Genomic DNA, 25,084 nt, shown 5'->3' with positions numbered 1-25,084 from the left:
TGAAATTAGTGTAAAATTAAATAGCACTTCCAATTAATTTTGCTCATTAGAAAATATTATATCAAAAATGAAATTAGATAGAAAAGAAATTCTTAAAGCTTTGGAAACGATAACCATAGCAGGAGAAGGAAAAAATATGGTTGAAAGTGGTGCTGTTGCCAACGTTATTACATTTGGTGATGAAGTTGTGGTAGATTTAGTACTTCACACACCTGCAATGCACATTAAAAAAAGAGCAGAAGACGATATTAAAAAAACGATTCACGATTTGGTATCTCCGGAAGCTAAAATCAAAGTAAATGTTAAAGTTGAAGTACCTGAAAAAGCCGAAATTAAAGGCCGTGCCATTCCGGGGATCAAAAACATCATTGCTGTTGCCTCTGGTAAAGGTGGTGTTGGAAAATCAACTGTTACTGCAAATTTAGCGGTAACACTGGCGAAAATGGGATTTAAAGTTGGTGTTCTGGATGCCGATATATACGGCCCTTCAATGCCAATTATGTTTGATGTAGAAAACGAAAAACCTGTTTCTGTCACTGTTGACGGGAAATCAAAAATGAAACCTGTTGAAAGCTATGAAATCAAAATGCTTTCTATCGGATTTTTTACAGCGCCAAGTCAGGCTGTTATCTGGAGAGGTCCAATGGCTGCAAAAGCTTTGAACCAAATGATCTTTGATGCTGATTGGGGAGAACTGGATTTTATGCTGCTGGATTTGCCACCGGGAACAGGAGATATCCACCTTTCGATCATGCAGTCGTTACCTATAACAGGAGCTGTAGTAGTAAGTACTCCACAAGCTGTTGCTTTGGCAGATGCCAAAAAAGGAGTAGCCATGTTCATGCAGGACAATATTAATGTTCCTGTTTTAGGAATTGTCGAAAATATGGCGTATTTTACTCCCGAAGAATTACCTGACAATAAATATTATATTTTTGGACAGGCAGGAGCTAAAAATCTTGCAGAAGATTTAAACGTTCCGTTCTTAGGAGAAGTTCCAATTGTACAGTCAATCCGTGAGGCGGGAGATTATGGCCGTCCGGCGGCTTTACAGACAGCGTCTCCAATTGAAACTGTATTTGAAGAAATTACCCGAAATGTAGTTCAGGAAACCGTAAACAGAAACGAAAGCCTGCCTGCAACAGAAGCCATAAAAATCACAACAATGGCAGGTTGCTCAGCAGTGAAAAAGAATTAATATAAATGAGACAATGAGATAATTAGAAAATTAGATAATTGTCAATCTAACTCATTATCTAATTTTCTAATTGACTAATTTTCTAATTGAAAAACATTATGACAACAGAAGAATTAACAAGCAACGTATTATTGGCTCTTGATGAAATCAGACCTTTTTTAAATTCTGATGGAGGCGACATCACGCTTATTTCAATTGAAGACGATAAACATGTAAAAGTTCGTCTTGAAGGGGCATGCATCAGCTGCAGCGTTAACCAGATGACCTTAAAAGCCGGAGTAGAAACTACAATTAAAAAATATGCTCCACAGATAGAGACAGTAGTTAACATTATGTAGTATTAGCCCGTTATTCCTTTGCCAGAATTAAAATTATCAACAGGAATGACAAGCATTTGATTAGTTTAGCTGAAATTTTCTATAGAAAACTGTTAAAACACATATTTTTTTACGATTTTAATAAAAAATAATCAAAAGATTTAAGACATTCTTTTAAGAAATTGTTACCTATTTAACTTAAATTTGCAACAAACCCCTTAAATCTTAAGCCATGAAAAAATATTACGCACTTTTTATATTATTGTTTTCAATATCTGTAAATTATGCTCAACTTAGTTCAGAAACATTAATTGTAGACAAGGCTTGGGTAAATGATTCAGGAGAATGGTCAGATTATAATTATTCAGGCAAAATTGTATTTTCAATTAATAATAATCAGGGAGATGGAAGCCTGCGAATTGGAAATTACGACTTCCTGTATGATTTTTGTGAAGGAAAAGCAAAATTTTCTAACAAATCAACTTACAGTACAGCTGACTTTTCTCACCCAAGAAAAATATCCGCACAGACTGATAAACAAGGAATATTAAATACAACATATGAGGGAACCCTGATTTTTCAGGCTGAAAAAGATTATTATTCCGTAATCGCTATAGTTACGTTACTGGAAAAAGGTGGAAATTTTCTTGGAGCAAAAATGCACATCAAAGACAGCACTCGAAAAGAATACGCATTTAGTTTAAAATCAAGTAGTTAATAAATAATTTTGGATTTGTTCACGTTATCAAATTCTAAGCATGTAAAAATTCCAATTTAAAATGGATGTATTAATAAAGATTAAAGACCGAGAAGGAGTTATACACGAATTACAGGCTCCTACTGATATGGCAATGAACATAATGGAGTTATGCAAAGCATACGAACTTCCTGTTGAAGGAACCTGTGGAGGAATGGCTATGTGTGCTTCCTGCCAGTGTTATGTTCTAAATGATGTTGCCTTGCCGGAAATGGGAGACGATGAAGAAGCCATGCTTTCTGAAGCATTTTATGTTAAATCGAACAGCCGTTTAGGATGTCAGATTCCAATTACTGCTGAATTAGAAGGACTGGAACTTGAACTGGCTCCGGAATATTAAAATATAAAAAGCGAGAATTATATTTTCGCTTTTTTGTTCTATAATTCATAAAAAAACCGTAATCACTTTTCGTAATTACGGTTTTTCTTTATAACAATTTTTGTAACCTCAGTTTATACCAAACCTGCCTTAATTAAATATTCTGCAATCTGAATTGTGTTTGTAGCAGCTCCTTTTCTTAAGTTATCTGCAACGATCCACATATTTAATGTATTGGGCTGGCTTTCATCACGACGGAGTCTTCCAACAAAAACTTCATTTTTACCTTCAGCAAATAAAGGCATTGGATAAGAAAATGCATCAAGGTCATCCTGAACCACTACTCCATCTGTATTTTGTAAAATTTCGCGAACTTCATTCACTTCAAAATCATTGGTGAACTCAACATTTACAGCCTCACTATGTCCTCCAACAACAGGAACACGAACTGCAGTAGCCGTAACTCTGATAGTGTTATCTGAAAGGATTTTTTGAGTTTCACGAACCAGTTTCATTTCTTCTTTCGTGTATCCATTGGCTTCGAAGCTATCACATTGTGGAATCGCATTTCTGTGAATTGGATATTTGTAAGCCATATCACCTTCAACTCCTGCGTATTCATTTTCTAACTGTCTAACCGCTTTCACTCCTGTACCGGTAATAGACTGGTAAGTCGAAACGATAATTCTTTTGATGTTGTATTTTCTGTGCAAAGGGGCCAAAGCCAATACCATCTGAATTGTAGAGCAGTTTGGATTTGCAATAATTTTGTCTTCTTTAGTCAAAGATTCTGCGTTGATTTCTGGAACGATCAGTTTTTTTGTCGGATCCATTCTCCATGCAGATGAATTGTCAATAACCGTTGTTCCCGCAGCAGCAAATTTTGGAGCCCATTCTAATGAAGTATCACCTCCTGCAGAAAAAACAGCGATATCCGCTTTTAAATCAACAGCAGTCTGCAAACCAACCACTTTATATTTCTGACCTTTATATTCGATTTCTTTACCAACAGATTTCTCTGAAGCAACAGGAATTAATTCTGTAACCGGAAAATTTCTTTCTGCTAAAACTTTTAACATTATCTCGCCTACCATACCGGTGGCGCCTACAACCGCTATTCTCATTTTTATATTTTTTATTATGAATTTCTAATTTAGACTGCAAAAGTAAGGATAATATAAACGATTACAATCCGATTCACAAAAAATAACAAATTGTTACAAATTAAACAAAATTAAAAAAAACCGCTCCAATTAAGAAACGGTTAAATTAGACTTAGTGTAGCGGTATATTGTATTATTGTTTATTTTTCAAAAGATCTCTGATTTCCGTAAGCAGTTCTTCCTGAGTAGGCGCGGCTGGCTGATTGGGTGCTGGCTCTTCTTTCTTTTTAAGATTATTCAATCCTTTAATAATCAGGAATAAAACAAATGCCACAATTATAAAATTAATCACCGCCGAAAGAAACATTCCGTACTTTACGCCACCAAAAGCCGTAAGATCCTGAATTTTTTCTAAATGTGCCGCTTCTAAAGCTGGTTTTAATACTAAAGGTGTAATTACGTCTTCGATAAATGAACTTACAATCTTACCAAAAGCAGCTCCAATAATTACAGCGACAGCAAGGTCAACTACATTGCCTTTCACTGCAAATGCCTTAAATTCTGAAAAAAATCCCATATCTGTTTTGTTTAGTTTTAAATAAATGAATATCGAAAATACGTAATTTTCTTCAAAATTCCTTAATTCTATCTAAAAAATACCCTTTTTACGCGCTGCGAAATGCTCGTCAGAATTTCATAAGGAATGGTTCTCAGGGCTTCTGCAATCTCAGTTACCGTTGGTGATTCTCCAAAGATTATTACCGAATCGCCTTCCCTGCAATCAATTTCGCTTACATTTACCATCAGCATATCCATACAAACGCTTCCGACAATTGAAGCTTTTTGATTTTTAATTGTTACATAGCCTGTTTCATTGCCCCATAATCTGGAAATTCCGTCGGCATAACCAATTGGAATTGTGGCAATTTTGGTTTCTTTTTCGGCCATAAACCTTCTGCCATAACCTACGCTGTCGCCCGCGGGAATGGTTCTAACCTGCGAGATAATCGATTTTAAAGTCCCCACATTTTCCAGGTATTTTTGTTCTGAAGCATCATTTGAAACGCCGTAAAGACCAATTCCCAAACGCACCATATCATATTGCGCATGCGGAAAATTACTGATTCCGGAAGTGTTTAAAATATGACGGATGGGTTTCACACCTAATTCATTCATTAATTTGGAAGACAATTTTTCGAATAACCGGATCTGTGACATTGCAAAATCATAATGCCTCATATCATCACTCGTCGCCATGTGCGATAAAATACTCTGGATACGAACGGTTGAATTTCCTTTTAAAGCAGCAATCAATTCCTCAATTGTATTTTCTTCAAAACCCAGGCGATGCATTCCGGTATCGAGTTTAATGTGAATCGGAAAATCTTTTAAATTCTTTTCACGGGCAATTTTCAAAAATGCATTTAAGCCTTTCAAACTATAAATTTCAGGCTCTAACTGATTCTGGATAATTGTTGCAAAACTGGTCGATTCAGGATTTAAAACCATAATGGGTAATTTTATTCCGCCATTTTTCAGTGAAATTCCTTCATCGGCGAAAGCCACACCTAAATAATCCACTTTATGATGTTCCAGCAATTTTGCTATTTCGAGTCCTCCGTTTCCATAGCCAAAAGCTTTTACCATAACCATAACTTTGACATCATCTGCCAACTTGGATTTAAAGAAATTCAAATTATGACTTATAGAATTCAGATTGATTTCGAGAATGGTTTCATGGGTTTTCTCTTCCAGCAAAGACACAATTTCTTCAAACTGAAACGACCTTGCCCCTTTTATTAAAATGGTTTCATTTGCAAAATTCAGATTTTCAAAATCAGCAATGAACCCTGCAGTATTTTGATATGTGATACAATTTGAAAATTTGTACTTAAATGACGAAATGGTTGAACCAATTCCAATAACGCGATTGACTTTGTTATCTGCAATTAGCTGAGAAACTTTAGAATATAATTCTTCATTCGAAAATCCGCTTTGAAAAATATCCGATAAAATAACGGTTTTTGAAGCGTTCTTTTTTTGACTTTCCAGAAAATCCAAAGCTATTTTAAGGGACTGAAAATCGGAGCTGTAACTATCATCAATAATACTGCAATTGTGGATTCCGTTTTTGACTTCCAGACGCATTTCTACCGGATACAAGCCCTGCATACGGTTTTGAATCGTTTCAGGATCATAATCAAAATAAAGCAGCGTTGACAAACTCGAAACCGCGTTTTCTACAGAAGCTGAATCGCTAAAAGGGATTTTCAAACCATGCTTTTCATTTTTATACTGATATTGAAGGACTGTTGTTTCGTTTTTACTTACTTTTTTCGAAATAAAAACATCTGCCGATTTATCTGTGTAGCTCCATGAAAAAAGTTTTCGCGGATGCAGCATATATTCGGCAGCGAATTGAGAAAGACAGGAATCTACAGTTTCATTTTTCTGATAAATAATTACCGGACAGTCTTTAAACAAAAGCAGTTTCTCATCAATTTTTTCTACTAAATTTAAGAAACCTTCATCGTGCGCAGTACCAATATTGGTTAGTATTCCTATAGTTGGCTTAATGATTTCTTCCAGTTTGTCCATTTCATTAACGGTCGAAATTCCGGCTTCAAAAATGCCTAAATTATGCTTTTCGTTAATCGCAATTACCGAAAGCGGCACACCAACCTGCGAATTATAACTTTTCGGACTCCGGATGATATTGTAATCCGGGCTAAGTAAAAAATTAAGCCATTCTTTTACGATGGTTTTGCCGTTGCTTCCCGTTAAGCCAATAACAGGAAAATCAAAGAGGTTTCGATAATAGGCAGCAAATTTCTGGAGTGCCTCCAAGGTCGATTTTACAACTAAAAAATTGGCCTTATTACCGCAATTTTCAGGAATATATTCGACAACAAAATTCTGCACTCCTTTTTCGATTAGCTCCGCAACATACGAATGGGCGTCATTGTTCACGCCCGACAATGCAAAAAACAAAGTCTGAGGACCATTTTGAAGTGAACGGCTGTCTATCGAAATATGGTCTATAAAAACAGCTGCATCTGAGCCTGTCCAATTTGCATGAAGAACAGAAACAAGGCTTTTTAAATTTACGCTCATTAGAAAATTCTTTTTCCCAAATTTAAACATTAAGCCTGAAAAGAGTTGTGATTTTCTTAAAAAATAAAGGGTTAACAAAAACCTGTTTATATTTCAGTTATATTTGTTGAAGACCTCAAATTACTGCGTTTTGAAAAAAATACTTCCGATATTTTCTTATATTTTACATCCGATATTTATACCGGCTTATGCTGCATTATTCTATCTTTTCTACAAAGAAGATGCATTTACAATTCAGGAAAAATATTTTGTTCTGTTTCAGGTCCTGATTATCACTTTTGTTGTTCCGATATTGTTTTTTTTATTGCTGAAATCAACAGGGAAAGTAAAATCGATAATGATTCCCGATACATCACAGCGCATCATTCCGTTAACACTGCTTAGTTTTTTATTGATTTTACTGGTCAAAAGAAGCATCGTGATAAGTCGTTATCCTGAACTTCATTTCTTTTTCCTTGGCGGATTATTCAGTACAATTTTTGCTTTAATTTATGCAATTTTCAAGATAAAAGTCAGCCTGCACATGATGGCCATCAGCGGTTTAACCGTTTTTATCATCGGACTGAATATGCATTTGCAAATGCACAATCCGTACTGGCCTGCGCTTTTGATTTTACTCACCGGAATTGTAGCTTCATCACGACTTGAAATGAATGCACATACCGCTAAGGAATTGATAATAGGCTTTTTCGTTGGAATTATTCCTCAGATTTTGTTTTTGTATTTGTGGCTATAAAATATAAAAAATGAGACCAAGATTCATGGTTTTCATTTTTACCTCTTCTCCGGACAGCGTTTTAACATCTTTAAATAAAGGATTCATGCCATAATAAAAATAAATATTCCAGGTATTGTAGCCCGCAGCAATATACGCTCCATACTGAAACCTGTTGAGATCCGGATTATTGTTGATTTTATAAGTGTTTTCTCCATCATCCAAAACAGATCTGCTGGAAAGTACATAGCTGAATTTTAAACCGGTGTAAATCCTCCAAAACTTATAGCTTTCGTAAGTCGAATTTCTCCATCTGAATTCAATAGGAAGATCGACTAAATATTGCCTGAACCGGTTTGAAACAAATTCGTTATAATCGTTAACGCCATAAATTAATCCACCTTCTGGTCCTTCTGAAATAGTCAGATTCTGAAAATAATTCTGATAACTTAATCCCAAACCGGCAGCAATAGCCTTTGTCCTTTTTTTATTAATTGGCATATCCCGTAAAAACCCCGCAGAAAGCCCGGCAGAAAACTTATCACGTTTAAGACCTTCTGGCATATCTGATAAAAGATTATAGGTAATCGAAACATAAAACTGGTCTTCCCTGTACAAAGAATCAATTTTAACCACAGGTTTGATCTCAGGTTTTTCTTCCTGGGAAAAAATAGTATAAAACGATAGCAGAAATAAACAACTAAAAAATAATCGCATAGTGTGTTTGAGTTAAGAAGATTTCAAATAAACGTTTTAGGGAATATTTTATTTGAATGACAAATATAATATAATGATTGTTTATGAAACAGTTCCAATGATAATTATTCTGTTTTCACGCCATATAAAAATAGTCTGTTGCACTATTTTCAATAAAAAGCATTAAAATCAAACATTTTTATATTTCCCTTTTATACCTTTGCGCAGAAATGAAAAGAAGACAGCTCATAACCGGTTTTTCTTTGGGATTGATGGTATTGTTCTCAATACTGTTTCAGTCCATCCACAGTTATGGGCATATCTCACAACAGCTTTCTGAAAAAAAATGTCATCATAATTATAATGATGCAAATGGTGAAATCACACATCAGCATCATAACGATGATATGTGTTTTATTTGTCATTTTGCTTTTGGAAGCAACATAGCTCCTGAAAAATTTGAATTTCAGTTTTTCAGCAATCATCAGGAAATACCTTATTGCTTTGGATTAACTCAAAGTTTTATTTCCTTTTCGGGAAGTCTGTACACACTTCGCGGTCCTCCTTCAGCAATAGCTTCATAAAGTTTCATTTATCCGAAACAAACACTTTTAACTGAATTCAGAACTCAGTTAGGTGCTGATTTTCATTTATGGAAATTCAGCAGACTTCACGGTTTTATGATTTGTTTAAAAGAAAAATCCATTAACTATAGCAGTCATTTTCAAATGAAAAAAATAATAATCGCCCTTATTTTAGGGTTTTCGGGCATGCTTTCTGCCCAGAATTCGGTTACAGGAATTGTTACCGACAATCAAAATCAGCCCTTACCGGGCGTTTCGGTTTACGCATCTGAATTACACAAAGGAACTACGACAGACGAGAACGGAAAATATGAATTAAAGAATCTTCCAAACGGAAACCTGCGTCTTTCTTTTTCTTATGTTGGATATGCCAATCAAAACAAAACCATTGTTAAATTGGTAAAAGAAAACACATTAGATATTATACTTTTAGAATCCATTTTAGAGATGGATGAAGTGGTGGTTTCTACGCCTTTTAAAAAACTGCAATCGCAAAACGTAATGAAAATTGATCACGAAAGCATCAAAACATTACAGCAAAAAGGAACTTCAACCTTAATTGAAGGACTGGCTACAATTCCGGGAGTTGCTCAGATTTCTACAGGAACTTCTATTGGAAAACCGGTAATCCGTGGATTAAGCGGAAATCGTGTTTTGGTGTATTCACAAGGCGTTCGTATCGAAAATCAGCAGTTTGGAGACGAACATGGTCTGGGTTTAAATGATGCCGGAATCGAAAGCGTCGAAGTAATCAAAGGACCGGCTTCTTTATTGTACGGCTCTGATGCTTTGGGAGGTGTTTTGTATTTCAATCCTGAAAAATTTGCTGATGCAGGCGATTTTAAAGCTAATTTCAGCCAAAAATATTTTACCAATACACAGGGAAGCAATTCTTCTATCGGATTAAAAACTTCTACAGAGAACTGGAAATTTCTTGCCCGCGGAAGTTTCAACACCCATTCTGATTATAAAATTGCTGATGGCGACCGTGTAACCAATTCACGTTACAACGAAACTGATTTTAAAACCGGAATTGGCTACAGTAACTCGACTTTTTCAAGCGTTTTACGATACAACTACAACAAACTGGATATCGGAATTCCGGAAGACGGAATTGCAGAACAATCTTCAGGCAAAGACACACAATTTCCAAGACAGGGCATTTTTAATCATTTGTTCAGTTTAAATAATGTGATCTTTTTTGAAAACTCAAAACTGGACGTTGATTTGGGTTATATTTCAAATGACAGAAGCGAATTCGAAGACAGCAACGACGCCGCTCTGAGAATGAAACTGAATACTTTTAATTACAATGCGAAATACCATTTCCCAAAATTCGGTAAAATTGAAGCTATTTTGGGTGTTCAGGGAATGCATCAGACGAATAAAAATTCAGGTGAAGAATATTTGATTCCGAATGCAACTACGAATGATTTTGGTGTTTTCGGAACTGCCAATTACGAATGGAATAACAGCGTTTTACAGGCCGGTTTGCGTTTTGACAACCGAAATATTACTTCTGAATCATACGGAATTACAGGTGAAGAAGGTTCTTTCGAAGCTTTAGACCGATCTTTTGACAGTTTTAATGCTTCATTAGGATACAAAACAAAATTAGCAGAACCATTAACGCTTCGATTAAATGTAGCTTCCGGATTTCGTGCGCCAAATTTAGCCGAGCTGACTTCAAACGGTGTTCACGAAGGAACCAATCGTTACGAAATTGGGAACAGCAATTTGAAAACCGAACAAAACGTTCAGACCGATTTGAACCTCGAATATAAAAATTCGCATTTTGAATTCTTTGTAAACGGATTTTACAACCACGTCAACAATTACATTTATACTTCGCCAACCGGAGACGTTTTAGACGACAATGATGTTTTTGCTTACGTTCAGGATAATGCAAAATTGTTTGGAGGAGAAGCCGGGCTGCATTTTCACCCGCATCCTTTAGACTGGCTGCATTTTGAAACCAGTTTTGAAACCGTAACCGGCAAAAAAGACAACGATGATTATCTGCCTTTAATTCCGGCCAACAACTGGAACAACACCCTTAGAACCGAATTCAGTATCAAAAACTGGCTAAGAGAAGGGTATGCGTCCATAAATGTCTCTTCGACTTTTGATCAGGAGAATGTGAGTGGTTTTGAAACGGCTTCAAAAGGATATACTTTGGTCAATTTAGGTTTTGGAGGAACAGTAAAACTGGGAAAAACTGCTTTTGATGTAAATCTTAACGGAAACAATTTATTCGATAAAAAGTACATCGCACACCTTTCGCGCTTAAAAACAGACGGTATTCCAAATATTGGAAGAAATATTGTTTTGGGAGTTAATTTTAATTTATAAGATTTTTATTTAACCGCAGAGAACGCGAGGATTTTTCGCAAAGTTCGCAAAGATTAAAATTAATACTAAAGCTTTTGCGGATTATGCGTTTTTATGTGTAGCAGAAATAAAAACTTTGCGTGCTTTACGGTTAAAAATTCAGTAATCACACAAAAAACACTATTTTTGTTACAAACACAAAATAAACTATGAAAAAAACATTTTTATTAATGGCACTCACAACAGCAGGATTATCATTTGCGCAAAATAAAATTCAGTATCCACAAACTAAAAAAGGCGAAACTGTTGATGTATATTTTAACACCCAGATAAGCGACCCTTACCGCTGGCTGGAAGACGATAAATCTGATGAAACGGGTGCTTGGGTAAAGGCTCAAAACGAGGTTACATACGGGTATTTAAATCAGATTCCGTTTCGTGATGCGTTAAAAGCACGAATGGAAAAATTGTGGAATTATGAAAAAATAGGCGCTCCGTTTACAGAAGGAAACTTTACCTATTATTTTAAAAACAACGGGCTTCAGAACCAGTCGGTTGTTTACAGAAAAGACAAAAGCGGAAAAGAAGAAGTTTTTTTAGATCCGAACACCTTTTCTAAAGACGGAACCACTTCGCTTGGCGGACTGGATTTTTCGAAAGACGGTTCCAAAGCGGCTTATGCCATTTCTGAAGGAGGAAGCGACTGGAGAAAGGTAATAATAATTGATGCCCTTTCGAAAAAAGTCCTGGAAGACACTTTAGTTGATGTAAAATTCAGCGGTATTTCATGGTATAAAAATGAAGGTTTTTATTACTCCAGTTATGACAAACCAAAAGGAAGCGAATTATCTGCCAAAACAGATCAGCATAAATTATATTTCCACAAATTAGGAACTTCTCAAAAAGACGATAAAGTGATTTTTGGAGGCGATCAAAAGAGAAGATATGTTGGTGGATCTGTCACAGAAGACAATAATTATTTAGTAATTACAGCAGCCAATTCGACTTACGGAAACGAATTGTACATTAAAGACCTTACCAAACCAGACAGCCCAATTGTTACGATTGTGGACAATTTTAACAGTGATAACAATATCATAGAAAACGAAGGAAATAAATTATTCATCGAAACCGATTTTAATGCGCCTAACAAACGTGTCGTAACGGTTGATGTTGCCAATCCAAAACCTGAAAACTGGAAAGATTTCATTAAAGAAACCAAAGATATTTTATCCCCTTCAACCGGTGCCGGTTATTTCTTTGCTAACTATACCAAAGATGCGGTTTCTTTTGTACAGCAATACGATTATAACGGAAAATTAGTTCGCGAAATCAAACTTCCTGCTGTAGGATCTGCAGGCGGATTTGGCGGTAAAAAAGACGAAAGGATTCTGTACTACAGTTTTACCAATTACACAACTCCGGGAAGTATTTATTCTTTTGAGGCAAAATCCGGAAAATCTGAAGTGTATCAGAAACCAAAAGTAGATTTCAAAAGCGAAGATTACGAATCAAAACAGGTATTTTACACTTCAAAAGACGGAACCAAGATCCCGCTGATTATTACCTATAAAAAAGGAACAAAACTAGACGGCAAGAACCCAACAATTCTTTATGGTTATGGCGGATTCAATATCAGCCTGACTCCAAGTTTCAGTATTGCCAATGCGGTTTGGTTAGAAAACGGGGGCGTTTATGCTGTTGCCAATTTAAGAGGAGGCGGTGAATACGGAAAAAAATGGCATGATGCCGGGACAAAACTTCAAAAGCAAAATGTATTTGATGATTTTATCGCTGCAGCCGAATATCTAATCGCTCAAAAATATACCTCATCAGATTTCTTAGCGATTCGAGGAGGTTCAAACGGAGGATTGTTAGTGGGAGCCGCTATGACACAGCGTCCGGATTTATTTAAAGTAGCATTGCCTGCCGTTGGAGTCATGGATATGCTTCGTTACAATGCGTTCACAGCAGGTGCAGGATGGGCTTACGATTACGGAACTGCTCAGGACAACAAAGAAATGTTCGAATATTTAAAAGGATATTCTCCTGTTCACAACGTTAAAAAAGGAACGCATTACCCTGCAACAATGGTAACGACAGGAGATCACGACGACCGAGTGGTTCCTGCCCACAGTTTCAAATTTGCTTCTGAATTACAGGAAAAACAAACTGGAGAGAATCCGGTTTTGATTAGAATTGATGTAAAAGCCGGTCACGGAGCAGGAAAATCTGTTGCGGCTACGATTCAGGAAAATGTAGACATTCAGGCATTTACGCTTTACAATATGGGTTTTAAATCATTGCCTAAAAAGTAAAATTTTAATCTAAGATTTTTTTTAGCCACGAATTACACTAATTTCCACGAATTTAAATTTTTGGAAATGTGTAATTCGTGGCTATTTTTTTCCCGCAGATTTTGCAGATTAAGCAGATTAAATTAAAATCTTTGTGTGCGTTGTTTCACGCAGATTTAGGCAGATCTAAATTGATCTAATTTTAAAAAATCTGCGTGTATCTGCTTAAATCTTTTTTTAATCTGCGTGAAATAAATTCGTGCAATTTGTCACAGTATTTTAAATCACATAGCTTAAAATAAAAATCGTGAATTGCTTCGCCTATTCGCTACCGCTCGAGTCGTGGCTATTTTTTTCTCGCAGATTTAGCAGATTCGGCGAATCTGTACGAAAAAATATCTGTTAAATCTGCTAAATCTGCGGGAAAATAATTTATGGAAATTCCTGTAATTGGTGGCAAATATTTTTAAAACGATTCTTTTCTCTTAAATTTGAAAGAACTTAAAAAAACAAACGATGAAAATTATAAAATGGGGAATTATCGGCTGTGGAAACGTAACCGAAGTTAAAAGCGGTCCGGCATTTCAGAAAGCACCAAACTCCGCTTTGGTTGCCGTAATGCGCCGTGACGCAGAACTTGCTGAAGATTACGCCAAACGCCACAATGTCCCAAAATGGTATTCAAATGCCGAAGATTTAATCAATGATCCCGAAGTTGACGCCGTTTATATTGCTACTCCTCCATCATCTCATAAAGAATATACGATTTTGTGCGCCAAAGCCGGGAAACCGGTTTATGTTGAAAAACCTATGGCACTTACATTTGAAGAATGCAACGAAATGATCAGCGCATGTAAAGAACACAACGTTCCTTTGTTTGTGGCATATTACAGAAGAGCTTTGCCACGATTTTTAAAAATCAAAGAAATAATAGACGAAGGAAAATTAGGGACTATTAGACACGTAAATTGTGTTTTGTACCATCCTTTTGAAGAACGTTATGACGACGAAATCAATTTGCCGTGGACCGTTTTACCGCATATTTCAGGAGGCGGAATATTTGTCGATCTGGCGTGTCATACTTTAGACTTTTTAGATTTTGTTTTAGGTCCGATAAAATCCATTCGCGGGCATGCAACTTCTCAGCTACTAGCCTATCCTGCTGAAGATGCTGTTTCAATGTCTTTTTTATTCGAAAACGGAATTCATGGTTCCGGTTTATGGAATTTCGCCAGTTTTGAGCGTTACGACAATACCGAAATTGTAGGTGATAAAGGCAAAATATCGTTTTCTACTTTTGGGGAAGATCCTCTTCATATTCAATATGCAAATGGTGAAAAAGAAAGTATCACAATCGAAAATCCGCTTCATATCCAGCAGCCTTTTATTGTAACTGTTATTGCTGAATTATTAGGAAATAAAGGTGCTTCTCCTTCAAAAGGAACTTCGGGAGCCAGAACGACCTGGGTTATTGATGAAGTTTTGAGGGAGTTTAGAAGTTCGAAATCTTAATATTTCAATTGCCTCCAGCTTTAACTGGAGCATAAAAGTTAAAACATATTCAGGCTTTAGCCAAATAAACGTTTTTTAGCTAAAGCCTTTTTAAATTCAATCCTATCAACCTCCAACTAAAGCTGGAGGCAATTCAAACTCAAACTTTGTCAAAGCTGAATTCTGCAAAGCACAAAAAAAGGATACTCTTTCGAATATCCTCTTTCTTAAACTATATAACGGAATAAAATTATAGGCTGTATCGTAGTCCAAAAGTTAAACCTACACCGGAAATCCCAACATAAGAACTAATATCGTCAGTTGCTTTTGTATCATCAAAACCAGCTGCATTAGTTACTTTACTATTAGAATTGGTAGTTAATTTATCTACATAATTAGTGTGAATCGCAGAGTACGAAGCATCTTGTCTAAAAGTAGATGGTGTATGCAATTTATCTACTCCGTTTTCAGTAAACACTGTAGTTTCTTTTGTTTTACCGTGAACAGTAAAGTTTCTGTATTCAATTTCAGCAAATAAAGCTAATTTTTTACCTATTTTATAAGAACTTCCTATTGCTGCCATAAAGCCAAGAGTTGGATTAGGCTTTACAACATCTTCCGAATATGTTTTTGCTACTGTTGTTCTTGTTGGTGCAACTGTATAATACTCACGATTCGTTTCAATAGTTAAATCGCCATGGATGGGAACAATAACCCCTACTTTTGTATAAGGTTCAAAACCTTTAGTTTCTCCTAAAAATAAAACTAATGAAGGCGATAAATCCCATGCTCTGATTTTCCCTACTGCATCTCCTGTTACAAAAATGTTTGCTGGCGAAGTAGCAACTAAACGATTTGTTGTCTCAACCATCAATTTATCAGCACTAGAATAATAATTAATCCCCATTTCAACCCCTAAACGCGTTGAAAAACGGTAACCAGCTGTTAATCCTGAACGAAAACCTTCTCCAAATGAACCGTGATTGGTTTCTCTTGAAATCAAAGTAGTTCCGTTAGGTCCATAAACATCAGTATTTGGCAATTGACCATTTACAATTGGAAACTCAGTAGCAGCTGTCTGAATGAAATAAGAACCTCCTAATTTAAAATACCAGCTTTCCAGTTTATCTGCACTTTCTGTCTGCGCTATTGTGGTCATAGAGCAGATCATCAATCCGATTAAAAATAAATGCTTTTTCATAATTTTCTTTGTTAATTTTTGCTACAAACATATAATAAATTACATTTCTTTTTTTACAGTATTCCCATACTACTTATCATAATTATCGATTTGAAAATTAATCAAGAAAGAATTTATTATGCATGCATAATTTTAACCAAAAAAACTCATTATCAATTAAATTTTAACTATTATATTTTAGTTGAGTTTGAAATTTATCTGCATTTTTTCTAATTCCTGTAGTAATTCTGTCGAAATTTTGACTTTAAGTCGTCTGCTTGGCATTGTTAACTTGGTTACTACTTTTATTTCTTCGACTTCTTTTACTTCCTGCATTTTAGCTCCACCGGAAACTGTTTCATTATCATCATTATCATCATCAAATACAGCATCTTCAGTATCATCAAAATCGTTTGTAGTTTCAACCTCAACCAGACGCTTTATGTTTTCTAATTCCATGATTTCAAAAGTCACAGAATTCTCTCCTTTATAAGCATTAAACAACTGACTCAATCTGTGGATAAACTCAGCCTGAAGATCTTTAATATTCAGCAGCAAAATCAGTTTTTTGGCAAAAGATTCCAGAATATCCTGTAATTGACGCACTTCAACAAACTGCATTCTTGGATCTGTTTTTTTACCGGTATCATGATTAACCCATCCCTCCTTAATTAAAATTTTGATAAATGCAAAATTGTTCTGAATCAGAAAGTGACGGAATTTCAGATACTCTTCCCCAAAAATCTTAAACTCATAACTTTCATCATAGCCTTCTAAATTGAATGCCGCCCAGCCTTTTCCATTTTTAGCCACACGGTGCTGGACGTTATTGATAATTCCGGCAACAGTCAGGTTCTTGCCAACATAATCATTCATGTTTTTTAGAGCTTCCAGTCGGGCGTTGCAGAAATATTTCATCTCAAACCTAAAATCATCCAGCGGATGTCCGGAAATATAGATTCCGACAACCTCTTTTTCTTTGGCCAGCTTTTCCATTGTACTCCAGTCTTCGCATGGCGGTACAACAGGTTCCGCAATCTGTACTTCACTGGTTTCACCAAACAAACTTACCTGAGATGAGTTTTCGTTTTCCTGAAACTTCGATCCGTAGCGCATTGCTTTTTCGTAGAATGTGATTCCGTCTCCATCGTCGTGGAAATACTGTGCTCTGGTTGTTCCTTCAAACGAATCAAAACCTCCGGCCAGTGCTAAATTCTCTATCGCTTTTTTGTTAGCGGCACGCAAATCTATTCGTTTTGCCAGGTCAAAAATCGATTTATACCTTCCGTCTTTTCTCCTTTCTACAATAGTTTCTACAGCACCTTGTCCCACTCCTTTAATCGCTCCCATTCCGAAACGTACCGCATAATCATCATTCACTGTAAATTTATAGTACGACTCATTAACACAAGGCCCTAAAACCTGCAAGCCCATACGTTTACATTCTTCCATAAAGAACGAAACCTGTTTGATATCGTTCATGTTATTTGAAAGTACTGCTGCCATATATTCTGCAGGATAATGTGCTTTCAAATACGCGGTTTGATAGGCAATCCAGGCATAACAAGTCGAGTGCGATTTATTGAAGGCGTAACTAGCAAAGGCTTCCCAGTCTTTCCAGATTTTCTCCAGAACTTTTGCATCGTGGCCTTTTGCAGAAGCCTGCTCAACAAACTTTGGCTTCATTTTATCCAGTACGTCCTTTTGTTTCTTACCCATCGCTTTACGTAATACGTCGGCCTCACCCTTTGTAAATCCTGCCAAAGACTGAGACAAAAGCATTACCTGCTCCTGATAAACTGTAATTCCATAGGTTTCAGAAAGATACTCTGCACAGGCATCTAAATCGTATTTGATTTCTTCGTCACCATTTTTTCTTCTAACGAAAGACGGAATATACTCCAGAGGCCCCGGACGATACAGGGCGTTCATGGCAATTAAATCCCCAAATACAGTTGGTTTCAGGTCTTTCATGTATTTCTGCATACCGGGCGATTCGTACTGGAAAATTCCAACTGTTTCTCCTCTTTGAAAAAGCGCGTATGTTTCAGGATCATCAATCGGAAAAGTATCCGGATCCAGATCAACTCCTGTTCTGTATTTTACCAGTTTTACGGTATCTTTTATCAGCGTTAGGGTCTTCAGACCCAGGAAGTCCATTTTCAGCAGCCCGGCACTTTCTGCAACCGAGTTATCGAACTGTGTTACATATAAATCCGAATCTTTTGCTGTGGTTACCGGAACGTAATTCGTAATATCAGACGGCGTAATGATTACCCCACAGGCGTGAATTCCGGTGTTACGCATCGACCCCTCAAGGATTTTTGCCTGTTGAATGGTTTCTCCCGCCAAATCACCTTCATTGGCAATGGCAATTAATTCTTTTACATTATCAAATTCGTCAGAACGAAGGGCTTTTTTAACTTCTTCTTCACTCTCGGAAATAAAACGCGCCAGATTCCATTTTGAAGGCATCATTCCCGGGATCAGTTTCGCAATTCTGTCGGCTTCAAATAATGGTAAATCCAGTACACGAGCCGTATCACGAATCGCCGATTTGGTTGCCATTTTACCATACGTGATAATCTGCGCTACCTGCTTTTGACCGTATTTGTTGATTACGTAATCCATTACACGTCCACGACCCTCGTCATCAAAGTCGATATCAATATCGGGCATCGATACACGGTCAGGATTTAGGAAACGCTCAAAAAGCAAGTCGTATTTAATAGGGTCGATATTGGTAATTCCGAGACAGTACGCAACGGCCGAACCCGCTGCAGAACCACGCCCAGGTCCTACCGAAACGTCCATTTTTCTGGCTTCGGCGATGAAATCCTGCACGATCAGGAAATAACCCGGATATCCTGAATTCGAAATCGTCATCAACTCAAAATCAAGACGTTCCTGAATCGACTCGGTAATTTCGCCATATCTTCTTTTCGCGCCTTCCATGGTAAGATGGCGCAAGTATTTATTTTCTCCACGAACACCATTATCTTCTTCATCTTCAGGCACCATAAATTCTTCCGGAATTTCGAATTTCGGAAGCAATACATCACGATAAAGCGAATATCCTTCGACCTTATCAATGATTTCCTGAATGTTGATAATCGCTTCCGGCAAATCAGCAAAGAGCTTTTTCATCTCTTCCTGCGACTTGAAGTAGTATTCCTGATTTGGAAGTCCGTAACGGTAACCACGACCACGACCAATTGGCGTTGCCTGCTTTTCACCGTCTTTTACACACAATAAAATGTCGTGCGCATTGGCATCCTCTTTATTTAAATAATAGGTATTGTTGGTCGCAATTAATTTAACATTGTATTTTTGCGAAAATTCAATCAGGGTTTTGTTGACACGATTTTCATCTTCCTGATTGTGGCGCATTACTTCAAGATAGAAATCTTCGCCAAATTGTTCCTTCCACCAAATCAAAGCTTCTTCTGCCTGGTTTTCGCCAATATTCAGGATTTTACTCGGAATCTCTCCGTATAAATTTCCGGACAAAACCATAATATCGCTTTTGTATTGTTCTACAATCGCGCGGTCAATCCTGGGAACATAATAAAATCCGTCGGTATAAGCTATTGAAGCCATTTTGGCCAGATTGTGATAACCGGCTTTATTTTTGGCTAGTAAAACAACCTGATAACCGTTGTCTTTTTTGGTTTTATCTAAATGGTTTTCACAAATATTAAATTCACAACCAACGATGGGTTTAATTTCGGTTTCTGTCGGTTCTTCTCCTGCTTCAGTCAGAGCTTTATTTTTTGCAGAAGCTCCTTTATTATGATTCATAACAGCGCTCACAAAATGAAAAGCGCCCATCATGTTTCCGGTATCGGTCATGGCAACGGCCGGCATTCCGTTTTTGGCTGTAGCCGAAACAATATTTCCAATTCCGATAGTCGATTGAAGTACCGAAAACTGTGTGTGATTGTGTAAATGCGCAAATTTTGCTGCTTTGAAATCAGCTTTATCAGATTCAGAAACTACAGTTGGCGTTTCATCCACCTGTAAAGCTTTGATCTGCTCCCTGACTTTTTCAGAAGCTGCTTTTAAATTGATGTGTTTTAAACCAATTAAAGGAAATTCCTGCGGGTTTTTTTCCTGGAATTCTTTGAAATACTCTTTTGGAACATCCAGTTCTTCTTTGGTGAAAACCTCTCTTCTAACCAGTTCCAGAAAACAACGCGTAGTTGCCTCAACGTCGGCAGTTGCGTTGTGTGCTTCCGCGAAAGGAACGCTGAATAGATATTCGTGTAATTCGGTCAAAGTAGGAAGTTTGAATTTTCCTCCACGCCCTCCGGGAAGCTTTAACAATGAAGCCGTTACTTCGGTACAGGTATCCAGAACCGGAATCGAAGCCATAGGTGAATCAACCCCCATTCTGTGGAATTCGGCTCCCATAATATTAACATCGAAACCTAAATTCTGACCAACGATGAATTTGGTTTTGCTTAAAGCAATATTGAATTTCTCCAAAACTTCGGCCAGCGTGATTCCATCGGCTTCAGCCAGTTCAGTCGAAATACCGTGAATACGTTCGGCATCATACGGAATATTAAATCCTTCTGGTTTTACCAAATAATCCTGATGCTCAATAAGCTGTCCCATTTCGTCATGAAGCTGCCACGCAATCTGAATACAGCGCGGCCAGTTGTCAGAATCGGTTATCGGGGCATCCCAGCGTTTTGGTAATCCGGTGGTTTCGGTATCGAATATTAAATACATATATTTTTATAGAAAAGTCAAGTTTTAGAATCCCAAATTCCAAAGTATTCATATTGCAAAACGTTGACAACATGAAACATAACAAAATACGAAATGAAAAATGGAAAGAATTCAAATTTACGCTTTTTTTGGAGAAATAACGAAACCAAAGTTGTTAACAAAAACAAATCGTTTTTGACAAAATAGTATTAAATTTAAAGGTTTTAATAGTCTAAATTGTATGAAAAAATAATTTCAAGTTAAATACAAAAGGACTTGCTTGAATTCAGAACCTAAATTTTAATCAAAATGCTATGAAAACTTATTTTTTCTTTTTCCTCATACTGCTTTTGAGTGGTTGTTCCAGAAAAAATCCTATTGAAAAAGCACTGGGAACAAGATCAGATGAATATTGGCGCTATTATTATAATTATGAAAACGAGACCCGTTTTGGTTATTATAAGTTTGAAGATGATCAATTGTCTTACATTTTTACTATTGATGAAGACGGAAAATTTAATAATAGGCCTGAAGATCCATATTACCCAAACGAACCTCTCAAATGGTCGGTTTCTGAAGATAGCATTATGACTTGGGGTGGCTTTGCTTATGATGTTGTAAGTTACAACGACAAAGCAATTGTACTTACTTATTCAACGAAAGAAAAGCCCTATCAGAATTATCTGTTTTTAATAAAAGAAAAAGAAAGTGATTTTAAACAATACCCGAACGATTATGAAGAAAAAAGACTTTACAATCCTGAAAAATATAAATCAAATAAATAAAATTTAAGGTTTCATTCCGTAAATAAAATCAATTCAAAAGATGCTGAAAAAAAATGCAAAAGACACTAGACTGCGATATCCTTTTTTATTTTTTATAATCCTTTTTGTTGGCGTTAGTTGCAATCAAAGTATCGATACTAAAATCAACAATTCGATTCAAGATTTAATCGAAAAATATCCTCAGCTTACCGCTGATAAAAAATCAGATAAAGGTCGCGAATTTAAATTTAATCGAAGCGTTCGAGAAGGGAAATTCAATTTTGAGATCCGGTTATACTCCCAAGAAGAAGGGTATAAAAACAGAAACCATATTTTGGTTTTTATCAACAATAAAAAAGAAGTATATGCATTACCTCTTTTTAATAATAAATATAGAGATTATTGGCAATTTCCTTTTGATAAACCAATACCAAAAGTTCCAAAAATCAGTACGACCTTTTCTAAGGAATTTAATATTGCGATAGACTCGTTAATCAAGAACAGCGACCGAAGAAAATCATTTAAAAGATCAATACTAATCTATGAGACATTAAATGCTGCATTAAGCAGTAAAAATATTAGTGAAAAAGATAGTGTAATGATTTATAAAATTTTGAGAGGAAGTTATGATATTCCTGATGAAAATATCGATTCAGCGAAGGTAAGGCTTCGTAAAAATTATGAATTAATGAAGCGTCAGTGGCAAGCTTATTTAGATACAAACTGCTTTTTTGACCAAGAAAACAAAAGAGTTTATCAAGTTGAATATCACGGAAACAAGATTGAAATTAAAGTTTACCGAATGGATTATGGAATGCATTATATCTATCTCTAGAAACAGATAAGTTTTTCGAAAACACATTCTTATTTATTCATCAGTTTTTCTCTTAAAATTCATAAAAATTCATAAAAATACACTTCTTGGATGTCGTAGTATTTCAATGCTTTAATGAATCTAAATAACAACAAAAAAACAAGTCAAAAAACTTCCTAAAATTAAAAATCAAGGCCTGCTGAAAAGAAATTAAAACTACCAATTATTACTATTTTTATTCGTTTTGTTACATTTTTTCAAATTAAACACACTATTTTGTTGTGTTTTTGAAATAAATTTGCAAACTATTAAAATTAAAACGAGTGGGTTAAAATTTAAGCAGAAAAAGGAATTTAAAATCGCATTTCTTTTCATACTTCCATCAAAACTGAACGCATAAAAGCCTGTCAGCAATTTGTATTTTTAGTTTGGGTATCGTATATAATGAAATATTGAAATTGACGACTTTGTATCTTTTTTTACTTTTGTTTTGCTATTATATGAACAGGAATTGCTGTGATTATATAAATTACAATTAAAAAAAATAAAAAATGAGTAAGACATTATTTGACAAAGTATGGGATTCACATGTTGTGCGTAAAATTGAAGATGGACCAGATGTGTTTTTTATTGATCGCCATTTCATTCATGAAGTTACTAGTCCTGTTGCTTTTTTAGGATTAAAGTCAAGAGGCGTTAATGTATTGTATCCCGAGCGTACTTTTGCAACTGCCGACCACAATACCCCAACCATAAACCAACATCTGCCGGTAGCGGATGCTTTATCAGCAAACCAGCTGAAAGCGCTTGAAGACAATGCGAATGAATACGGAATTTCGCACTGGGGATTAGGTCACCAAAAAAATGGAATTGTACACGTAGTAGGCCCTGAAAACGGAATTACTTTGCCGGGTGCTACTATTGTATGCGGGGATTCGCATACGTCTACTCACGGTGCTTTTGGAGCGATTGCTTTTGGTATCGGAACATCTGAGGTTGAAATGGTACTTTCTACCCAATGTATTATGCAGCCAAAACCAAAGAAAATGCGTATCAACGTAAATGGTCAGCTAAGTAAAGGTGTTGGACCAAAAGACGTTGCACTTTATATTATTGCGCAATTAACTACTTCCGGAGGAACAGGTTATTTTGTTGAGTATGCTGGTGATGTTTTCGAAAACATGACTATGGAAGGCCGTATGACAGTTTGTAACTTAAGTATCGAAATGGGTGCCCGTGGGGGAATGATTGCTCCTGACCAGACTACTTTCGATTTCTTAGAAGGAAGACTTTACGCTCCAAAAGGAGAGGCCTGGACTAAAGCTGTTGAATACTGGAAAACACTTAAAACAGATGCTGATGCGGTTTTTGATGCTGAATTAAACATCAACGCTGCTGACATCGAACCAATGATTACTTACGGTACTAACCCAGGAATGGGAATTGGTATTACAAAACATATCCCGAATGCCAAAGAAGTTGAAGGCGGTGAGGAAACTTACAAAAAATCTTTAGCTTACATGGGCTTCAATGAAGATGATGTAATGATTGGAAAACCAATTGATTATGTTTTCTTAGGAAGCTGTACAAACGGACGTATTGAAGATTTTAGGGCTTTTGCTGAAATTGTAAAAGGAAGAAAAAAAGCAGATAATGTTACTGCCTGGTTAGTTCCTGGTTCTCACGTTGTTGAAGCTCAGATTAAAGAAGAAGGTTTATTGGATATTTTGACAGAAGCTGGTTTCGTATTACGTCAGCCTGGATGTTCAGCGTGTTTAGCAATGAACGATGATAAAGTTCCTGCTGGAAAATACGCTGTAAGTACATCAAACAGAAACTTTGAAGGTCGTCAGGGTCCTGGTTCAAGAACTTTGTTAGCAAGCCCAATTATGGCAGCAGCAGCAGCAGTTACAGGAAAACTAACAGATCCAAGAGAGCTGTTCTAGTAAATGACAGTGCAATAACAATTTCAAAAATTCAATAAAATTGCTTTTGGATTTAAAATAGATTCTCTTTTTCAGAAAATCTAAAATCTAAAATTAAAAAATCTAAAATTAAAATGGCATACGATAAATTTAATATACTTACGAGCAGTGCAGTGCCACTGCCAATCGAGAACGTAGATACAGATCAGATTATCCCGGCCCGTTTCTTAAAAGCTACAAAACGTGAAGGTTTTGGAGACAACCTTTTCAGAGACTGGAGATATAATGGAGATGATACTCCAAAAGCAGATTTCGTTTTAAACGATTCAACTTACAGCGGAAAGATCCTTGTTGGAGGAAAAAACTTCGGTTCAGGATCTTCAAGAGAGCACGCTGCTTGGGCGGTTTACGATTACGGATTCCGTGCTGTAGTTTCTTCTTTCTTTGCGGATATATTCAAAGGAAACTGTTTGAATATTGGTGTTTTACCCGTACAAATCAGCCCTGAGTTCCTGGAAAATATTTTCAAAGCAATTGAAGCTGATCCAAAAACAGAATTAGAAATCAATCTTCCGGCTCAGACTATTACTTTATTGTCAACAGGTGAGCAGGAATCATTCGCCATCAACGGTTACAAAAAAAATAACCTGATGAATGGTTTTGACGATATTGATTATTTACAAAATATTAAGGAAGACATTAAGGCTTTTGCTGACAAGCTTCCTTACTAAACACAACCAACTCAAACGCAGTTACGCAAGTT

Annotated in this window: 19 protein-coding genes; 13 read left to right on the top strand and 6 right to left on the bottom strand. The window is 36.2% G+C overall.

Translation table 11 applies throughout. From position 1 onward, the window contains the following. The first annotated feature begins 67 nt into the window (after nt 1-67). The 4 genes from GXM17_RS13890 to GXM17_RS13875 all read left to right on the top strand — a co-directional run bounded on the left by GXM17_RS13890 (nt 68) and on the right by GXM17_RS13875 (nt 2,612). Nucleotides 68-1,198 (top strand): Mrp/NBP35 family ATP-binding protein, encoded by a 1,131-nt coding sequence (locus GXM17_RS13890; protein ID WP_163399922.1) that lies wholly within the window; start codon nt 68-70, stop codon nt 1,196-1,198. A gap of 98 nt (nt 1,199-1,296) precedes the next feature. Then, nucleotides 1,297-1,536 carry a NifU family protein gene (locus GXM17_RS13885; protein ID WP_017494691.1) on the top strand — a complete coding sequence of 80 codons (240 nt, stop codon included), beginning with the start codon at nt 1,297-1,299 and terminating at the stop codon, nt 1,534-1,536. Nucleotides 1,537-1,747: 211 nt separating this feature from the next. Beyond that, nucleotides 1,748-2,233, top strand: coding sequence for a hypothetical protein (locus GXM17_RS13880; protein WP_163399921.1), 486 nt, complete (start codon nt 1,748-1,750; stop codon nt 2,231-2,233). Between the two features lie 61 nt (nt 2,234-2,294). Next, the gene (locus tag GXM17_RS13875) at nt 2,295-2,612 is read left to right on the top strand and encodes a 2Fe-2S iron-sulfur cluster-binding family protein (protein WP_163399920.1); all 318 of its coding nucleotides are present in this window, start codon (nt 2,295-2,297) and stop codon (nt 2,610-2,612) included. 113 nt (nt 2,613-2,725) lie between these two features. Here the strand turns inward: GXM17_RS13875 and GXM17_RS13870 are convergent, their stop codons facing one another. The 3 genes from GXM17_RS13870 to GXM17_RS13860 all read right to left on the bottom strand — a co-directional run bounded on the left by GXM17_RS13870 (nt 2,726) and on the right by GXM17_RS13860 (nt 6,808). Then, nucleotides 2,726-3,715: an aspartate-semialdehyde dehydrogenase gene (locus GXM17_RS13870; RefSeq protein ID WP_163399919.1), complete on the bottom strand. Its 990-nt coding sequence runs from the start codon at nt 3,713-3,715 to the stop codon at nt 2,726-2,728. Nucleotides 3,716-3,887: 172 nt separating this feature from the next. After that, on the bottom strand, nt 3,888-4,271 hold the full coding sequence (mscL, locus tag GXM17_RS13865; protein ID WP_163399918.1) for a large conductance mechanosensitive channel protein MscL: 384 nt from the start codon (nt 4,269-4,271) through the stop codon (nt 3,888-3,890). Nucleotides 4,272-4,339: 68 nt separating this feature from the next. Next, the gene (locus GXM17_RS13860) at nt 4,340-6,808 is read right to left on the bottom strand and encodes a bifunctional UDP-N-acetylmuramoyl-tripeptide:D-alanyl-D-alanine ligase/alanine racemase (protein WP_163399917.1); all 2,469 of its coding nucleotides are present in this window, start codon (nt 6,806-6,808) and stop codon (nt 4,340-4,342) included. 130 nt (nt 6,809-6,938) lie between these two features. On the opposite strand from GXM17_RS13860, the gene GXM17_RS13855 reads away from it, so the two are divergent. Beyond that, on the top strand, nt 6,939-7,544 hold the full coding sequence (locus GXM17_RS13855) for a hypothetical protein (RefSeq protein ID WP_244307404.1): 606 nt from the start codon (nt 6,939-6,941) through the stop codon (nt 7,542-7,544). Here the strand turns inward: GXM17_RS13855 and GXM17_RS13850 are convergent. Further along, nucleotides 7,539-8,240: a porin family protein gene (locus GXM17_RS13850; protein WP_163399916.1), complete on the bottom strand. Its 702-nt coding sequence runs from the start codon at nt 8,238-8,240 to the stop codon at nt 7,539-7,541. The genes GXM17_RS13855 and GXM17_RS13850 overlap by 6 nt on opposite strands. A gap of 209 nt (nt 8,241-8,449) precedes the next feature. Between GXM17_RS13850 and GXM17_RS13845 the strand changes: the two genes are divergently transcribed. From GXM17_RS13845 to GXM17_RS13830, 4 genes are all read left to right on the top strand, one after another. Continuing rightward, nucleotides 8,450-8,803: a hypothetical protein gene (locus tag GXM17_RS13845; protein WP_163399915.1), complete on the top strand. Its 354-nt coding sequence runs from the start codon at nt 8,450-8,452 to the stop codon at nt 8,801-8,803. A gap of 144 nt (nt 8,804-8,947) precedes the next feature. Beyond that, a complete protein-coding gene (locus GXM17_RS13840) occupies nt 8,948-11,155 on the top strand; it encodes a TonB-dependent receptor (protein WP_163399914.1) in 2,208 nt (735 codons plus the stop codon). Nucleotides 11,156-11,343: 188 nt separating this feature from the next. Then, complete coding sequence (locus GXM17_RS13835; protein ID WP_163399913.1) at nt 11,344-13,452, top strand: prolyl oligopeptidase family serine peptidase; 2,109 nt, start codon at nt 11,344-11,346, stop codon at nt 13,450-13,452. Nucleotides 13,453-13,947: 495 nt separating this feature from the next. Then, nucleotides 13,948-14,943: a Gfo/Idh/MocA family protein gene (locus GXM17_RS13830; protein WP_163399912.1), complete on the top strand. Its 996-nt coding sequence runs from the start codon at nt 13,948-13,950 to the stop codon at nt 14,941-14,943. Between the two features lie 229 nt (nt 14,944-15,172). Here GXM17_RS13830 and GXM17_RS13825 read toward each other — a convergent pair whose 3' ends face one another. Both GXM17_RS13825 and dnaE read right to left on the bottom strand, forming a co-directional pair. Further along, nucleotides 15,173-16,123 (bottom strand): outer membrane beta-barrel protein, encoded by a 951-nt coding sequence (locus tag GXM17_RS13825; protein ID WP_163399911.1) that lies wholly within the window; start codon nt 16,121-16,123, stop codon nt 15,173-15,175. Between the two features lie 177 nt (nt 16,124-16,300). Further along, nucleotides 16,301-20,839: a DNA polymerase III subunit alpha gene (dnaE, locus tag GXM17_RS13820; RefSeq protein WP_163399910.1), complete on the bottom strand. Its 4,539-nt coding sequence runs from the start codon at nt 20,837-20,839 to the stop codon at nt 16,301-16,303. Between the two features lie 293 nt (nt 20,840-21,132). Here dnaE and GXM17_RS13815 point away from each other — a divergent pair, with 293 nt between their 5' ends. The 4 genes from GXM17_RS13815 (at nt 21,133) to leuD (ending at nt 25,052) form a co-directional block, all read left to right on the top strand. Further along, complete coding sequence (locus tag GXM17_RS13815; RefSeq protein WP_163399909.1) at nt 21,133-21,603, top strand: hypothetical protein; 471 nt, start codon at nt 21,133-21,135, stop codon at nt 21,601-21,603. Nucleotides 21,604-21,643: 40 nt separating this feature from the next. Further along, entirely contained in the window at nt 21,644-22,417 is a 774-nt protein-coding gene (locus GXM17_RS13810) for a hypothetical protein (protein ID WP_163399908.1), read from the top strand. A 530-nt stretch (nt 22,418-22,947) separates the two neighbouring features. After that, entirely contained in the window at nt 22,948-24,342 is a 1,395-nt protein-coding gene (gene leuC, locus GXM17_RS13805) for a 3-isopropylmalate dehydratase large subunit (protein WP_163399907.1), read from the top strand. Between the two features lie 113 nt (nt 24,343-24,455). Next, nucleotides 24,456-25,052 carry a 3-isopropylmalate dehydratase small subunit gene (gene leuD, locus GXM17_RS13800; protein ID WP_163399906.1) on the top strand — a complete coding sequence of 199 codons (597 nt, stop codon included), beginning with the start codon at nt 24,456-24,458 and terminating at the stop codon, nt 25,050-25,052. The last annotated feature ends 32 nt before the right edge of the window (nt 25,053-25,084 follow it).

It is taken from the genome of Flavobacterium fluviatile, assembly GCF_010645065.1.
Taxonomy (GTDB): domain Bacteria; phylum Bacteroidota; class Bacteroidia; order Flavobacteriales; family Flavobacteriaceae; genus Flavobacterium; species Flavobacterium fluviatile.
Note: the sequence above shows the minus strand (reverse complement) of the source record. Positions and strands in the feature narration are given on the sequence as shown.

Bases quoted from the DNA above. Each gene is read 5' to 3' on its own strand.
- GXM17_RS13890 (WP_163399922.1), top strand. From the start codon at position 68: ATGAAATTAGATAGAAAAGAAATTCTTAAAGCTTTGGAAACGATAACC.
- GXM17_RS13885 (WP_017494691.1), top strand. From the start codon at position 1,297: ATGACAACAGAAGAATTAACAAGCAACGTATTATTGGCTCTTGATGAA.
- GXM17_RS13880 (WP_163399921.1), top strand. From the start codon at position 1,748: ATGAAAAAATATTACGCACTTTTTATATTATTGTTTTCAATATCTGTA.
- GXM17_RS13875 (WP_163399920.1), top strand. From the start codon at position 2,295: ATGGATGTATTAATAAAGATTAAAGACCGAGAAGGAGTTATACACGAA.
- GXM17_RS13870 (WP_163399919.1), bottom strand. From the start codon at position 3,715: ATGAGAATAGCGGTTGTAGGCGCCACCGGTATGGTAGGCGAGATAATG.
- mscL (WP_163399918.1), bottom strand. From the start codon at position 4,271: ATGGGATTTTTTTCAGAATTTAAGGCATTTGCAGTGAAAGGCAATGTA.
- GXM17_RS13860 (WP_163399917.1), bottom strand. From the start codon at position 6,808: ATGAGCGTAAATTTAAAAAGCCTTGTTTCTGTTCTTCATGCAAATTGG.
- GXM17_RS13850 (WP_163399916.1), bottom strand. From the start codon at position 8,240: ATGCGATTATTTTTTAGTTGTTTATTTCTGCTATCGTTTTATACTATT.
- GXM17_RS13845 (WP_163399915.1), top strand. From the start codon at position 8,450: ATGAAAAGAAGACAGCTCATAACCGGTTTTTCTTTGGGATTGATGGTA.
- GXM17_RS13840 (WP_163399914.1), top strand. From the start codon at position 8,948: ATGAAAAAAATAATAATCGCCCTTATTTTAGGGTTTTCGGGCATGCTT.
- GXM17_RS13835 (WP_163399913.1), top strand. From the start codon at position 11,344: ATGAAAAAAACATTTTTATTAATGGCACTCACAACAGCAGGATTATCA.
- GXM17_RS13830 (WP_163399912.1), top strand. From the start codon at position 13,948: ATGAAAATTATAAAATGGGGAATTATCGGCTGTGGAAACGTAACCGAA.
- GXM17_RS13825 (WP_163399911.1), bottom strand. From the start codon at position 16,123: ATGAAAAAGCATTTATTTTTAATCGGATTGATGATCTGCTCTATGACC.
- dnaE (WP_163399910.1), bottom strand. From the start codon at position 20,839: ATGTATTTAATATTCGATACCGAAACCACCGGATTACCAAAACGCTGG.
- GXM17_RS13815 (WP_163399909.1), top strand. From the start codon at position 21,133: ATGAAAACTTATTTTTTCTTTTTCCTCATACTGCTTTTGAGTGGTTGT.
- GXM17_RS13810 (WP_163399908.1), top strand. From the start codon at position 21,644: ATGCTGAAAAAAAATGCAAAAGACACTAGACTGCGATATCCTTTTTTA.
- leuC (WP_163399907.1), top strand. From the start codon at position 22,948: ATGAGTAAGACATTATTTGACAAAGTATGGGATTCACATGTTGTGCGT.
- leuD (WP_163399906.1), top strand. From the start codon at position 24,456: ATGGCATACGATAAATTTAATATACTTACGAGCAGTGCAGTGCCACTG.